Raw genomic sequence first — 16076 nt, 5'->3', positions numbered from 1 at the left:
ACCAGGCATGGATTATTAAACGCTCAGAAGAGAGGCGTGCGACGTTCCAATAGCAAGGGCCAGCTCATGTCCTTTTCTGAAATCACAGCAATCGGGATTGGCCAACTGATGCCCAACTCTTTATCATCATACCTCAGGCCATCCTCGGCCTCAGGCGTATAAGGAGCCGTCACCAGATAACTTACCTCCACATTGTCGCAGAGTGTAAGAAAGGAATGGGCAAAGCCTGGCGGCACATAGAGTTGATTCTGGTTGGCAGCACTAAGTTCGAACGCCTGGTGTTTTAGATAAGTCGGAGAGTCTTCTCTCACATCCACGATGACATCGGATATTGCCCCTCTGACACAACGCACCAGCTTTGCTTCGGCATAAGGATTTCTTTGATAATGCAAGCCTCGAAGGGTTCCTTTTCTCGCCGAGAATGACGTATTCTGCTGAACGAAGTCACTGACCAACCCATGCTTTGAGAAATCATCTTTACACATCGTGCGTGCAAAGAAGCCTCGCTCATCCCCGTGCGGCTCCAGTGCGATCAGGCAAGCATCCTGAAGATGTGTTTTCTGAAATATCATGTCCCTTCCCCTTGAAATCAAGCCACGACAAGTTCTGCCTACCTTTATCTAGAGAACATCTTTTCTTGTTCCGCATAGAGTCGATCCACTAGACGCCCGGACGGAACAATGACATCATCGAAGGTAAGTGGGGTATCCTTTTTCACGACTCTCGCCATCGTACATCCCAGCGCCAAGCCGATAGGCAACAGGTTATCTTTCCGAATATCCTCGATGTTCTCGGCCACGCCATAGACCTCGAAGCCTCCGAAGTCATTGATCGTGTCTCCCGCATAGAGATCCTTCTTGGCCATCGCGATGACACCAACACGTGGCCCTTGAAGCGGTGCCAGCACCGGATCACTGAACAAGACGGCTCGTGCGACGGAAGTGGGGACTTCGAAATGACAGAGGTGATAGGGAGTGTAGAAGCAGTAGTAAGGCCCCTTACCCAGCTTGTATAGCTCTAGATAATGCTGTTTCCTGGGCTCGTCCATGTGGCCAATAACGAAGACGCCTGGCCCGGGACGTGCCCCGACCACATAATCCACCAGCCCGGGTTCATCCGGGTTCAGGTAGGGTTCGAATGACTTAGCCGCCTCCTCGATCGGCATGAGGGGGGCATTGGGGTCTCCCCCCGAAAAATCAGGGCCGATCATGCCCCGGCGTGCGATCCGCATGCCGGTGCCGTTGGCCACGATAGCCTGCTCGAAGGAAATCTTGGTGCCATCGGCAAAGGAGGCAACCATGGCGGGCTTCTGACCCCACCGCTGTGCAAAATCCCGCTGGGTGGCCGGATTCCGGTACGGGTCGTGCAGTCCCTTGATGTTTCCGCAGAGAACCGGGGTAATGCCCAACCCTGCCACAAAGCGATAGAGGTTCATCTGCACGCCAGGCTGGTCACCATCGGAGAAGGAATAGATGACACCTGCCGCATCGGCCTTCCGCTTCAAGATGGGCCCGATGGTGCCATCCAGCTCGGCATTCATCTGGATGACGTGCTTGCCACTTTCCAGTGCCGCCAGCACGGCGCCTGCCGCAAACTCCACGGAACCGGTCACCTCGATGATGGCGTCCAGCCCTTCGGCGCCGGCGAGAGCGATCGCATCCTCGGTCACGGCCGGCCGGCCGGCATCGATGGCCGCTTCCAGCTGCCCTCGGGTATCGCAACGGACCGGCTTGCCTCCGCATTGCTCGAAGATGGCACTGGCCGTGGCTACATTACGGTTGGCAATGGCGCACAGCTGCATTCCCGGTGTCGCGGTCATGATCTGGAACCCGAGTCCACTAGCTTGGAAACCGGCACCAATCATTCCCACCCTGATGGAATTGCCAGCGGCCTGGCGCTTGGCAAGAGCAGTATCGACAATGATCATAAGTGTTACGCGAGTCATCCCGAACTTGATTCGGGAAAGGAGAGTGTGTCGATGACAGCACCTGCCCTTGCCTCGCGCCCTCCTTAGCGTTGGTGTTTACGAATGAACCATCAGTGCGATGGGTGCATGCTAGTCCTCAGAACAGTGTAAGGAGACAATCACAAGTCGTTTACTAGCCTCTACTGTTAATGTCTAACCAGAAACTTGATTCGGTCATTGATAAAAATGCATTTAATCATTTTAACATTCTACTCTTTGACCTTATCCTGGAACGATATACTTCTTTAGCTAAGTTAAAAAAACTTCTCTCACGGATGGAATAATAACTAACCAGCTTCCCTCCCCACTCCTCTCTCATCTCGGCAACTGGCGGAGTATCATTTCCGACGTAGTCAAATATCTTGCATTCTTTGTCTGAGAAGAACTTGAAGGCAAAATCTCCCAGCAGGCTATTCACTCCATCCGCAAGCACATGCTCTTTTATCCCTGACAGCCAGGCCAAGGCTAGGCCTCCAGGCGTATATAATCGTATCCACGCTCCCACAGGATAACCTTGAGAATCTTTGCAAAGAAATACAGCAAAGCCTTCATCACCCAAATTATCACAAATCGATGCCAGCGCAGAATAACTTACGAAATCTTTTAAATCACCTTTCCCTGAAATCTCTTCGAAACATGACTCTATCGCACAAAAGTCTTTGCTGACTTCACATGTATAACCTAGTCTTGAGGCCTTTCTTGACTTATTCAATATATTTTTATCGAAATTTTTCGCATAGCAGCTCATGTCAATATGATACGTATATTTGGGGTTGGCTTGCATCCCCTGCCAAAGAAAGGGTCTGACATCTTGAACTACTGGAGAAAGATTGATCGCGCCTCTTACCCCATTATTTTTATAAATCTCAGCAAGTTTTTCGACAGCTACTCTCAGGCGGCGATTACACGCCCCTTCCCGTAAACTGGAAGAATAAAACTCAACTGGCAAATGTGGGTTATAAGGGGGATTAATCAACTCTCCTTTCTTGTTTCGGTATACTACCGTCCTGAGCTGCCATGCCGTTCCTTTTTTGGGACCCAGGTCCAACACTTCAGCGGTCCCACAACATTTCTGAAGATTGAATTCTATCCACCCTGGATGAAAAAGTGGATCGCCATCCCCCTTGACATAATTCATCCAATCCTCCAGAGCATTTTTAAATACGCCTTTAAGCTGAAATTAACACCCAAATATATCACCCCATCCTTACAGGCAACAATACTCACTCCTTGATCACACTTGTAAACTTTCCCCGGAATCATATAGGAACTATTACCTGTCTTATAGGAACCGATGTACCAGCGTTGTCCAGAGAGGATCCCCGATGGCGGATCTAATGCATCCAACCATGACTGAGTTCCTCGAAGAAAGTGCCAGACTCTCTCAACAGGCCATTTCTGCCATGGAATAATATCCTTGTACTCATCGCGACTGATGTTTCTCGCCCTGCCTGTAGGTGAAGCGATATTATTTTGAGGTATACGTTTTACACAGCTTTTCTCTATATCATCCAATGCAGAGAGAAGCATTTTCGAGCCTACTTTACCGATCAGTATCTCATTAACCTCCTTTTCTGTAGAACCAATACCAACCTGAACCTTCCTTCTTTCAATGATGTCACCGGTATCCTCTCCCTCGTCAATGAAGTGAAGCGAAATTCCAAAGTCAACCCTGCCATCATAGTATTGCCAAAATAAAGGATTAGGACCTCTATACTCCGGAAGATAGGATCGGTGCAGATTGATAACCCCATACCGAGGAATGCGTATAACATCGTCCTTCAGCAACATCGACATGCCCTGGACAACTATTATATCGGGCTCTCTTTCCGTAACCCACACCTCAAAATCTTTACTCCCGGGGAGAATTCGACAATAGGGTATCTCAGCTTTCCTGGAGACTTTTGACAAAACTTCTCTTCCGCAGAACAATCTGGCGAACTTCATCATAAGGCTCGCCCCTCTGCTTCTTCCCTTATAGCCACGAGGCACACACTCGGCTATACCGACCACTTCATGACGAGAAGCAAAGACGTGAGGAAGTATTTTAGAAACGCCCATCGTAATTATTAAAACACGCATTCAGGTTTACATCCCGATGAACAATACTTACCAACTCATTTGACAGAAGAGAACAGCCATTCCTGTTCGCAATTTAGGTTATCCACCAGACATCTCCCTGGCAGACACACATTGTCAAAGGTCAACGCATGGTCACGGCCATGATATCTTGTCGCTCTATCGGCGGTTAACAGATAGCGGCAAAGCACGATGGTGGCTTTGGGCACGGCGATGTAGAAGGTGAATCACATTAACATCGTCTATCGTGTAAAATTTCGGCGTAAAACCACCTGATGCTGCGTTTATGGCCGGTCTTCACAGAGGGTATCTACTCACTCCATAGCTTCCATGGCGCCCCCTGTGACCATGCAGCCTCGAGCACCATCTTGTCGCGCAACGAGTCCATGCTCTGCCAATAGCCCGTATGGTGGTAATAGCCGAGCTTTCCCATACCCACCATGCGTTCCATCGGCTCGTTCTCCCATGTTGTCTGGCTATCATCGATCAATTCGAACACCTCGGGCTCGCAAACGAAGAACCCACCGTTGATCAAACCACCATCCGTTGCCCCCTTCTCACGAAAGCCTTTCACATGATTCGTTCCCTGACTTACATTCAACGCGCCATAGCGTCCCGGTTGAGTAACGGCCGTCAACGTGCACCAGTTATTTGAGTTACGATGAGTATCGACGAGTTTCGTGATATCCACATCGCTGACTCCATCACCATAGGTGAGACAGAAAGGAGCATCAGACAAGATGTTCATGGCCTTCTTGAGTCGACCACCAGTCATCGAATCCAGACCAGTATCAAGAACCGTGACCCTCCAGTCCTCATTCACACTCTGCAACCAATCGACTTTTCCAGTATTCAGGTCAATCGTATAGTCAGTACGATTCCCTCTATAGTTGAGAAAGTAATCTCGAATATGGCCAACCTTGTAGCCACCAAGGATGACGAAATCCTTCAAGCCATGGTGCGCATACATCTTCATGATATGCCAAATGATGGGGCGCCCTCCGATCTCGACCATCGGTTTAGGGCAGATTGCCGTTTCTTCACTGAGACGAGTCCCGAAACCACCGGCGAAGATAGCTACTTTCATGGTAAACCTCCTGATAATTCAATCGGCAAAACCTTCGGCAACATCAATCGGCCTTCTAGTCCTGCTCGACTTTCCACTCCAACCGTTCGGTCAAACGGTCCTGTTCAATATGCCCTTGCAATACATGCAAGCGAATCAAGTTCGAGTTACGAAATTCCGGATCACTGAACCCCATGTCTTTCATTCCTTCTATCAGGCCTCCAATCGACTGGGTCAGTGTCATAACCGGCTGATGATCTGGGGCCAGATCGGAAAACAAGCCGAAATCCACTCGATAGGAGCGACTATCTGCAGGAGCATCCGTATTGATGCTCACGGTGGTTCCGGGAATCGCATCTGACACAGCCGAAGCGAGCTCGCTTACTTGGTAGTTCCTATCGTTAGAGCCAGTATTGACGCTCAATATGCGCCCTCCGTTCTCGGCATTACGCTGTACTGCCCAATCAACGGCTCTCGCCATATCGGTGACATCGATCAACGGGCGCCAGGGTGTCCCGTCGCTCAGCACCGTGATTTTTCCCTGGCTGAGGGCGCAAGCGACAAAGTCGTTGAGCACCAGATCCAACCGCAGACGGTCCGACATCCCGCATGCAGTGGCAAAGCGCAGGCTAGTGATGACCATGCCCCCCCCGACGTCTGCCAGCGCCTCCTCGGCGTGCACCTTTGATTTCGCGTAGTCAGTGATCGGCGCAACCGTATCGTCTTCTCGACGAGGCCCACCCAGTGCTACCCCATAGATACTGCAGCTCGAAGCGAATACGAAATTGCGCACACCGGCCCGGGACGCCGCATAAGCCATCTCTACGGTGGCCTGCTGGTTGATCTCGGCAGTCACCTCGGCAAAACGATGGCCCATGGGGTCATTGGAGACAGCGGCAAGCTGTACCACGGCCGTATACCCCTCAAGCATACCCGAGGGGATAGCGCGGATATCGCCAAAGAATTGCCTCTCCAGATACCGCTCGGGAAGACGCCGAGTCCCCGTCAGACAGTGGCCAAAGTACGCATTGTCATAACCATGGATGATGGCAGAAGGGTGCCGCAAAGCCAGCTCTCTGACGACCGCAGGCCCCACATAACCCATGTTCCCGACGATCAGTATTTTCATGGTCTTTATTCCTTATTTCTTTCATCTAATCCAGACTAATAAAACTTAACTTATTGCGTTACTTACAGCTCGACGGCACATGGATAGCCAAAACCAAATCCCATCTCAAGAATCACTTTCCTTCTTTTTAGCCAGTGAATAATTGGCTGTCACATCCAACCACCCGCTTTTGACAGCCTCACTTAACGCATAAGAGATGAGCATATTGGAACCGAAAGTGTTCAAGTGATTACTGTCGTAATAGAGAGGCTTTCCATCGATTTCGGCAATACAGCGTTCATACAACCGGGCATTACAGAAAATCAGTTCCGGCTTGATGCGCAAGAGATTCTCATGCGGTTCGATTAGTTCAAGCTGGCTGTAACTTGACTCTACCCTTTTAAGGAAAACGCCATAGCTTGTTGAAAGGGGCTCACTCCTCTCATAGCCATAGAGTACCTCCTTGGCCAAATAGTTGGGTACATCCCAACCTACCTCGGGAATCGGATAGACAAGAACAACCTTCTTTCCACTCTCGAGCAGCTGCCGGACGGTATCACGCATTGACGTGCCAACTTTATCCACCCGTTCCTTATCGCTATTGAAGTCATCCATCGGCAAGGCATACAAGTCAGAGCCAAGTTCGACCCCACCCTCTTCATTGTCAAACCTTTTTCCTTCAAACTGCAGTGGGTAACGCGCCACCATCATGATGATCTTTATGTCTTCTTCGGCAATCAGATACTCGATGACATCTTCATTATATCGGGTACAACCATCCTTACCATCGCTTCTTCGGTAACCCACGATAGGTAGGCAGTTGGTATGCACAAGCTGTTTGACACCATAGCCAAATGGCTCCAGTTGTCTTGCCATGGTTCCTACCAGAGGAGTCGCATGACTATCTCCCCAGATTGCAACCAGATCAGTGTATTGTTCGTTGAACTGACAGGAATCCTCGGGTTCTTTTTTCCCACCAGGAAAGACCTGACATTTACTGGCACGGGTATCCCAGTCACTCTTGAATGCCGCCAGCTCTACTACCCTCGGCTCCATTCTTGCTGGCATTCCTTGGGAAAGACTTCCAGACAAACCCAGGCTTATCAGCACAATTGAACCGCAAGCTGCACCGGAAAATATTCTTGAACGACTAATGAAGCTCTTGTTTCTGAACGGCTGTTCTACAAATCGCCAGGAGAAATATGATAGAATAAATGTGAGGGCAATAAAGGGAGCAAAATCAAGACCAGAAAGATCATTTAGACTTCTCTCCCTGGCAAATGCAAAAATGGGTTGATGCCAGAGATATACACTATAACTTATCAGCCCCACACCAACCATTGGTCTCCAGCTTAAAAGCCTTCCTACCAGCGTATCACCTTTGGCGAACATGATTACCATGCTTGCTCCAAGAACCGGGATGAGCGTCCATAAGCTTGGAAACGGAATTTCGTTATTAAAAGCGACAACTGAATAGATTATCAGCACCAAGCCCGCAGTCGACCCAGCTTGATTAACTAGTTTTTTACTACTCAACCCACGATCATAAAGAAATACCGCTATGATGGAACCGGCCATCAACTCCCATGCACGAGTAGGAAGAAGATAAAAATTTGCAGTCGGATAGTTTTCAGCGCCCCATTCGGCCAACGCCAAGCTGAAGGCAAATACAAACAGCATGGCTGAAATGAGATACTTTTTTTTGAGCCATCCAAAGAGCATGAGAAAAATCGGATAGAATAAGTAGAATTGTTCCTCGACCGCCAGGCTCCAGGTATGAAGCAGTGGCTTCAATTCGGCAGGCCCATCAAAGTAGTCCAATTGCTGCCAGAAATAAATATTGGATGAGAAAGTGTTGACAGCCACAACACTCTGACTGAACTCCTTAAAATCCTCGGGGAGCAGCCACAGCCAGGCGAAGGGAATACATGCAACAGTGATAAAAAAGAGAACAGGCAAGATCCTTCTCGCTCGCCTCTCGTAAAAATTAATAATGGAAAACGTTCCTCTCCGAATTTCGCCATATATTATTCCAGTTATCAAGTATCCACTCACAACGAAGAAAACATCTACGCCGACATATCCACCACTAAAACTCAAGAATCCAGCATGAAATAATATTACCGGAATCACGGCCACTGCCCTGAGTCCATCGACTTCAGGCCGATAGGTTATGCCCATGCTTACACTCCGCCTGCTTTGGTTTCATCACCGAAAATAATGTCTCTAGAATCATTTTTAATATCACGCAATTACGACATTTGAAACAAAAAAGGAGCATCCTATCATTAGAGCTATATAATTATCCAAGAGCTTCCGTTCGATACTATCCAGCCTTGACTTTACCGCTCTAGCAATATTCGCCATCATCATCAAGTCAATTTATTTTGGTGGCCATCAAAGCCTAATGCTAGGCATGATCGATCATGTTCTGGAAAACCAGACTGCTTTTGGCCAAGCTCTTGTAATTTCCGTAATCCACCACTTTCCCGCCCTCCATCAGGTAAATGCAATCGCACTTCTTTACTGTAGAAAGCCGGTGGGCGATCATGATTATCGTCTTTCTTCCCGAAAACGCATGGATGGCATCCATGACCCGCTTCTCGGTCAATCCATCAAGAGCACTGGTCGCCTCATCGAGCACCAGTACATTGGCATCGTGATAGATGGCGCGTGCGATGCCGATCCGCTGCCGTTGTCCTCCAGAAAGCTGGATACCACGCTCTCCGACAAGTGTGTCCACCCCCTCAGGCAGTTGCTCGACCAGATCACCGAGTTGCGCCACATGAAGCGCCTCCAGCACTCGAGGCCGGTCGATATGCCCGTGCTCGATGCCAAAGGCAACATTCTCGAGAATGCTGGCAGAGGTGAGAAAGATGTGTTGCGGGACATAGCTGATGCTCATCTGCCAGTTGCGTACATTCGCCTCGCTAATCGGCTCGCCATCGACCAGCACAGCCCCTTGACGCGGAGTGATCAACCCCATCAGCAAATCGACAGCCGTGCTTTTCCCGCTTCCGGAGGTTCCTACCAATCCGACCACCCGATCGGCCGGAATGGACAGTGTCAACCCGCGGAGGGCCGCATCGTGTTTATCTGGGTACTGGAAGACTACATCCTGCATGACGATCGATTGCTGCGGTATCAGAGGGGTAACGTCTTGCTTGTCACCCTGCTCGATTCGGCTATCGATGTCGCGGCTTGCCAGGAGATCTTCTCGAACGGCCTGGTAAGCAGCCAAATTACTGCGAATATGCGAAATGGATGAGTAGATACGCTGTAACGCGGGCAGCATCTTGAAGCCGGCCAGGGCATAGATCGACAATGCGGGGAGGATTCCCCCCAGATCCCCTTCATGAAGGTTCAGCAAGTACAGCACCAGCACGATGACCGAGCCGAATGCCACCAGTTCGATGGCATAGCGAGGGGCGTCCCCTAGGCCCTGGGTGACCCCCAGCCCGCGCGCCCATTTGCGACTGGCCTTGTCGAAGCGTTTGGTGAAATTTGGCTGACGGTGAAGCAGCAACAGGTCCTTGATGCCCCCGAAGCCTTCCGACATCAACTTCAAGCGATCGCCTTGGGCGCGAGAAATGCGCAGCCCGTTGGTGATCAGTATTTGCCTTACCGTCTTGTAGAGTAAAAAATAGGAAGTAATGAAAAGCAGCATCCCACTGAAGGCCACTACCGGATTATAAATAAAGATAGCCAAGGTCATCATGATGACCATTACCACGCGTGCATTGAGTTGCATGCATGGGTTGATGATCCTCTGGGTGATACGTTGCACCTCCTGTGCAGACTTGTTGATCAGTTGGCTGCTGTTCTCGCCAGCATGGAACAACCAAGGCTGATACAGGTAGTAACGGTAGAGCCGGCTCGAGAGATCGGCCCCTACACCCGCGCTATAAAGGGCCAGGCGCCAGGTCGTGTAGATCGAGAACAGCGCCGCCAGTATCAATACCAGCAACACCCCTCCTCCCAGCAAGGTCAGGAATGCCTCTTTGCTCTCCAGGCCACTGTATTGGTAGGCCTGCGCCAGCCACCCCTCACCTTCCAGCTTCCCCATGTCCCCCACGACAGCCATGAAGGGCCCGATCGATATCACGCCGGCTATCTCGGCGAAGGCCATGATGACAATCAGTAACTGAAGTTTCAATAATCTCTTGCGTTGCTGCCGTGTCAATTGTGAATAGAGCTCTTTCAGATCCGCGAACATGGCATCACCGGTGGTTTGGTAGGTAAGCAAGCCCCTCCTCTTTACGAAGACTTGGGGGGTGAGAGCTCAAACTCCATCGAAGCAGGTGAGGGAGACAGATCCAGCTTCGACATGGTGGTTTCATAACTTGCCACCGGCTGAGTGGTCACTCGAACGCGCTGAGCCAGCCATATCAGGTCCACCATATTACCGTCAGGAGCATACAAGAGCGGCGCCTCTCTCAAGAGCTGCTGGATTCTCGGGTAGCAGGACTTCTTGAGGGCCGTATACAGCTCACCGAGAAAGGCTTCGAGTTGGTCTCGCTCCCAGAAGGTTTCGCGAGACGTCCTGATACGTGGATGGCGAGTCGCATGGATCTCACCACCGATGAGTAACTCCTCGTAGAGCTTTTCGCCAGGACGCAAGCCGGTGTAGATGATCTCGATGTCCCCATCGGGATGATCATCATCCCTCACTTCCAGCCCCGAAAGTCGGATCATGCTCGCGGCCAGATCGGCGATACGTACCGGTTCCCCCATGTCGAGAACGAACACCTCACCGCCACTGCTCATGGCACCAGCCTGGATGACAAGTTGTGCTGCCTCGGGAATCGTCATGAAGTAGCGTGTGATGTCGGGATGGGTGACCTCGACGGGCCCCCCTTGCTTAATCTGGCTCTGGAACCGCGGCACCACCGACCCACTCGATCCCAATACATTCCCGAAACGCACCATGCAGAAACGTGTTTTTCCCTCTTCCGAGGTCCGGGCGGCAAACGCTTGGCAAATCAGCTCGGTCAACCGTTTTGTGGCGCCCATCACATTCGTCGGGCGCACCGCCTTGTCGGTGGACACCATGACGAAGGTCTCCACCTCAGTTTCCGCCGCCGCCTGTACCAGGCCAAGTGTGCCGAACACGTTGTTACGGATGCCTTCCACCAGGTTGGTTTCCACCATCGGCACATGCTTGTAGGCAGCCGCATGATAGAGCGTCTGTACGCCAAAGCTGAGCATGATCTCCCGCATCTGTTCGCTTCGCTGGATGGAGGCCAGCAGCGCTTGGATACTCAACTGACTTCCGTGCTGTTCCGTCCAACTCGTCAGCTCCTGTTCGATGGCGTAAAGAGCGAACTCACAGTTGTCGACCAGCAACAATGACTCGGGGCCTTGCACCAGAATCTGGCGGCAGAGTTCAGAACCGATGGAGCCACCGGCGCCGGTGACCATCACCACCTTGCCACGAATGTCGGCTGACATGAGCTCGGGAAAGGGAGGTACTGGCTCCCGACCAAGCAGGTCTTCCACCGCCACATTGCAGGTATCGCTGACACGGGCACGCCCCGAGACGAGATCATCCGCCCCGGGAATCGTCTGTACCGGGATCGATAATCGAGAGAGCTGCTCGAGGATCTCGCGCCTTCGGCAGCGCGGCGCACTGGGGATGGCGAGAAGCACGAGCTCGAGCTGCAGGCGCCCGATGAGTATGTCAAGCTCAGCGGGACTGTACACCGGTAGCCCCTCGACAAGGGATCCCTGCAAGCCACGCCAGTCATCGACAAAGGCCCTGGGCCGATACAGCCCACCATGCATAAGGGAATGCGCTAACTCACACCCTGCCGCCCCCGCACCATAAATGACAACCGACTGTCGCTGTGGACGTCGGCTCAATTGATAGAGCTCGCGCAGTGCCAGCCGTAACCCTCCCACCCATGTCAAGGCGAGCAAAGCAAATACCAGCAATATCGAAGGGCCGAGAGGCTGCCCGAATAGCAGTCCCATGCCATACAGAGTCAGGGTCAACAACACGACACCACCCACCATGGTCAGAATCATCCGCTGATTCATATACCGCAGCACGATGCGATAGACCCCCATGAACGCGAAGATAAGGGGTGTCATTAATGACACCAACGCAAGCAGCAGGACGGCTTCGGGCCACATCAAGGCCTCCCCGCTTCCGACAAGGCGCACGGCCATCAGAAGACTGATGATCACCAGCAGCACATCCGCAAGTCTAAGCAGTGTCCGCTTGTAACAGCGTGGCAGCATCACCAGGACATTGATCCAACTCATGAGCACTTCTCCGCAATCACTGGTCACGGTTGCCTGCTGCACACAGCACATGCAACCAACAGGACGGCTGTATTGTCATCACTCTTGCTGGTTGAGCGTAAAGAATGGCTCCGGAAGCGAAGTCATTACTTGTCGATAGCAGTACCAGCAGAGTACCAGCATCAACCAGAACAGGGTCGACCGAAGCCCGTTATGGGTCACCGAATAAAACAGGGGGCCCGCCATACCTGCCCATACATATAGTGGAGCTCGCTGCAGTGCTGTGAATATGACCAACAGGAATAGCACGAAGCCAGGGACACCATAGGCAAACAGCATATTGACGTACGAAGAGTGGATCTCATTGCGGTGGTAGGGCTTGAAGCGTTGCCGCTCCCCTTCTCCGGCCCCCAGGATGGCGTACTCGGGGAAGTTCATCAGCCGGTCGAACTTGCGTTCCTCGTAGAGCCCCTCCACCTTGGCGGATGCCCGATCCAGGCGCGACTGCACGTTCTTGTGCATCTTGCCATCGGAACCAAGGTTGACCACCACCACCACGGCAAGCAGCAGTGGCACTACCAGGGTCAGGCGGGCGAAATGCTTCAGGTTGCTTGCATTGGCCAGAGCCCATCCCACGATCACCAGCGCCAAGCCTCCCAGCGCGGCGAGCGACGATGCTGCCAGTATGCCCACCACCCCGGCGGCCAGCCCCCCCAGGGCAATGGGGCGCAGCTTCGGATGGAAATCGTCGAGCAGCATCAATATCACGATGCCACAGAGCGAGAAGTACGCGAGCTGATTGGGATTGTTGAAGCTACCGGTCGTACGAACACCTCCCCCCATGGCCAGTTGCGCCAGAACCTGGCTGGCCGCCACCATCAGTGCAATGGAGATACCAGTGCGGACCAGGATCTTGGCTCGCTCGCCATACACCCTGAGGAAGCGCAACAATGCCATCCCGACCAGGAAGTTGAACAGGAAGAACGCTGCATGCATGAAGAAGGGGGTGCTCTCCATCACCAAAGACCACCCCAGGCAGACAAGGATGATCCACAACACCATCAACGCCCACCTCAGGGCAAAGACATTGCTGGTCAGACTCTTTTCATCACGCAATGCCAGCAGCAACATGAGGATGCTGAAGCCGAGCAAGAAAAAATCGGCAGGCTGGGGCTGCCCGCTGGGAAAAATATAGAGACTAGAGAGCGAAAGCCCTAGAAGCAACAGGAGTGCACCAACCAGATTCATGAGCTATCTCGTCCCGCAATCGAGCATGAGAGCAGCACCATCTCCATGGAACCGATAGCCTTCACCGAAGGCTCCCTACGATATCTTTCAACGATAGGCATAGAGATAGGTGCCGTAATAGCCACGGGACGCACTCGACTTTTCGATACCATTCAGAATGGCCCCCTTCAGGCGAACTCCGGCATTCTCCAGTCGCCGCTTGGCAACTCGAATTTCCTTGACCGGGTTATGGCCGAAGCGTACTACCATCAGACTGGTACCCACCATCTTGCCCACTACTGCCGCATCGGTTACCGCGAGTATGGGGGGAGTATCCAGAATGACCAGATCATAGAGTTCGCTCACCGCCTCGAGTAACTCGCGGAAGCCTTGTTGCATCAGCAGCTCCGACGGATTCGGAGGAACCATGCCTCGGGAGATGTAATCGAGCCCCTCGACGGACGTCTTGCGAATCCCTTGTTCCAACTCGATGCGAGAGATCAGCAGGTCGGAGAGCCCCTCGCCACTTGACTCGCTGAAGGCATGGTGTAGATGGCCACGACGCATATCGGCATCGATCAACAGCACCTTCTGCCCTGACTGGGCGCATACTGCAGCCAGATTGGCACTGACAAAACTTTTCCCTACCTCAGGGCTGGCTCCGGCAATCATCAGTCGATTGTTACCGGACTCGAGCATCGCAAAATGCAGGCTGGTACGCAGTGAACGCAGCGCCTCTATGGAGAGTTCGCCGGGGTCACACTCCGCCAGAAGTCCGCGGAAGATGGTCTGGGTCTTGTCGCTCTTGCGGGCCCTGATACGCCTTGCCAGCTTGGTCTGCTCGCTGGATTCAGGGATCATGGCATAGACTGGCAGCCCCAGATCCTCGAGTTGATCGGCATTCTCGACGGCGCGGCTCAATACGAGCTTCATGATCACGGCCAGTATTGCAAGCAGCACTCCCATCAAGCCACTGAGCAGAGTCGTCAATGGAATACGGGGAGAAATCGTCGCCTGTTGAAGCACCGCCGGGTCGAGAATCCTCACGTTACCCACGGTGCCGGCTTTCACCAGCCTCATCTCCTGACGCTTGTTGAGCAGTTGAACGTATACCTGCTGATTTACCTCCGTGTCTCGCGTAAAGCGCAGCACTTCCTGTTGGGTTTCGGGAAGCTTCTCGATCTGATTTTCCAGCCTCACTTTCGCACTTTCCAGTTGACTCTTCTGGCGCAGCAGTGATTGATAATTAGGGTGGCTAGGGCGAAATTTTTCGGCCAGTTCCGCTTCCGACAAGGACAGCTCGGTCAACTTGTTTTCGACTGATACTAATCCGTTAAGCAAGTTTCTCGTCTCGAAGTTGAGATCGACAGAATCTCTCTGCGATCGATACTCATTGAGACGATTTTCCGCTTCAGTGAGATTGACATTGATCTGTGGAATTTGTTCATTGAGAAATTCGATCTGCTTCTCTGCTTCTTCGGATTGCCGCTGTACATTTTGAGTAAGGAATACACCAGTGAGCGTATCCAGTATCAAGTCTATCTGTTTCGGATCCTGCCCGCTGAGTGTCAGTTGGAAGACACCGGAGTCAACACCCCGCGGGATGATCGTCAAACGACGCTGCAGTTGGCTTATGGCATTCAAGCGGGAGATTCGGCGAACCTGGAACTCGGCTCCAGGATGCGCTTCTAGTCGACTGACAAACAGACGATAGCCAGAGGCTTCATCATTCACCGTCTCGCCCATGTGTCCATCGAGCACAAGCTGGCCTTCGAATAGCAGCTGGTAGGTTCCGTTTTCTCCAACCCGCAGAATATGATACTTACCCTGACTCTCAGCGGGGACCTCGAAACGCGCTATCTGAAGAGTCTCCGTCGCCCAGGTGTAGGGGCTGCCTAGCTCTTCCTCTCCCCCCCCTGACGAGGTCCAGCGCTGAAGAACCGATGGCATCAGGCGATCGAACCACTCGTGAGTCATGCCATGATGTACCAGGAAGTTACCCACCAATGGCAGACGACGCGGTTCAACCTGAATGGCCAGGTCCAGGCGATCCACTGTTTCCCCCATCACCATGCGTGACTGAAGTATCTCCAGGTCGGCCGAGGTCGGATTATTAATCTGATTTCCTACCGATAGTGTATCCAGCATATTCATCGTGGATCCGCGGCTCTCGATCTGTACCAATGAATCCGCCTGGTAGACTCTTGGTTGTGAACTCGAATAGAAATAGCCTCCCACCAGGAATAACAGCGCGGTCAGTAGGATGAACCACTTGTGATCGGCAAGCACCAACAAGAGTTTGGTGAGGCTCACATCATCACTTTCCACGGGCCCGCGCGGTGGAGGCGGTTGATTTGGAAAAATGGTCATTGTAATGAGCCTCT

General features: G+C 52.2%; 11 protein-coding genes. All 11 read right to left on the bottom strand.

What is annotated here, in order from left to right; genetic code table 11:
- Positions 1–23 precede the first annotated feature (23 nt).
- Positions 24–572 (bottom strand): dTDP-4-dehydrorhamnose 3,5-epimerase, encoded by a 549-nt coding sequence (gene rfbC / locus AC5W54_RS16115; protein WP_495963112.1) that lies wholly within the window; start codon positions 570–572, stop codon positions 24–26.
- A gap of 44 nt (positions 573–616) precedes the next feature.
- Positions 617–1927 carry an NAD(P)H-dependent oxidoreductase gene (locus tag AC5W54_RS16110; protein WP_495963111.1) on the bottom strand — a complete coding sequence of 437 codons (1311 nt, stop codon included), beginning with the start codon at positions 1925–1927 and terminating at the stop codon, positions 617–619.
- A gap of 235 nt (positions 1928–2162) precedes the next feature.
- Positions 2163–3104, bottom strand: a complete 942-nt coding sequence (locus AC5W54_RS16105) for a GNAT family N-acetyltransferase (RefSeq protein ID WP_495963110.1) — start codon at positions 3102–3104, stop codon at positions 2163–2165.
- Positions 3101–3916 (bottom strand): methionyl-tRNA formyltransferase, encoded by an 816-nt coding sequence (locus AC5W54_RS16100; RefSeq protein ID WP_495963109.1) that lies wholly within the window; start codon positions 3914–3916, stop codon positions 3101–3103. Before AC5W54_RS16100 ends, AC5W54_RS16105 begins: the two co-directional genes overlap by 4 nt.
- Before the next feature lie 439 nt (positions 3917–4355).
- A complete protein-coding gene (gene rfbF, locus AC5W54_RS16095) occupies positions 4356–5132 on the bottom strand; it encodes a glucose-1-phosphate cytidylyltransferase (protein ID WP_495963108.1) in 777 nt (258 codons plus the stop codon).
- Between the two features lie 55 nt (positions 5133–5187).
- Positions 5188–6240, bottom strand: a complete 1053-nt coding sequence (locus AC5W54_RS16090) for an NAD-dependent epimerase/dehydratase family protein (protein WP_495963107.1) — start codon at positions 6238–6240, stop codon at positions 5188–5190.
- Positions 6241–6345: 105 nt separating this feature from the next.
- Positions 6346–8400 (bottom strand): acyltransferase family protein, encoded by a 2055-nt coding sequence (locus AC5W54_RS16085; RefSeq protein WP_495963106.1) that lies wholly within the window; start codon positions 8398–8400, stop codon positions 6346–6348.
- A 229-nt stretch (positions 8401–8629) separates the two neighbouring features.
- Positions 8630–10465, bottom strand: a complete 1836-nt coding sequence (locus AC5W54_RS16080; RefSeq protein ID WP_495963105.1) for an ABC transporter ATP-binding protein — start codon at positions 10463–10465, stop codon at positions 8630–8632.
- Between the two features lie 11 nt (positions 10466–10476).
- Complete coding sequence (locus AC5W54_RS16075) at positions 10477–12486, bottom strand: polysaccharide biosynthesis protein (RefSeq protein ID WP_495963104.1); 2010 nt, start codon at positions 12484–12486, stop codon at positions 10477–10479.
- A gap of 78 nt (positions 12487–12564) precedes the next feature.
- Positions 12565–13713, bottom strand: coding sequence for an O-antigen ligase family protein (locus AC5W54_RS16070; RefSeq protein WP_495963103.1), 1149 nt, complete (start codon positions 13711–13713; stop codon positions 12565–12567).
- Positions 13714–13800: 87 nt separating this feature from the next.
- A complete protein-coding gene (locus tag AC5W54_RS16065; protein WP_495963102.1) occupies positions 13801–16005 on the bottom strand; it encodes a polysaccharide biosynthesis tyrosine autokinase in 2205 nt (734 codons plus the stop codon).
- Positions 16006–16076: the final 71 nt, after the last annotated feature.

It is taken from the genome of Halomonas sp. LMYGS-3, from assembly GCF_059509875.1.
Note: the sequence above shows the minus strand (reverse complement) of the source record. Positions and strands in the feature narration are given on the sequence as shown.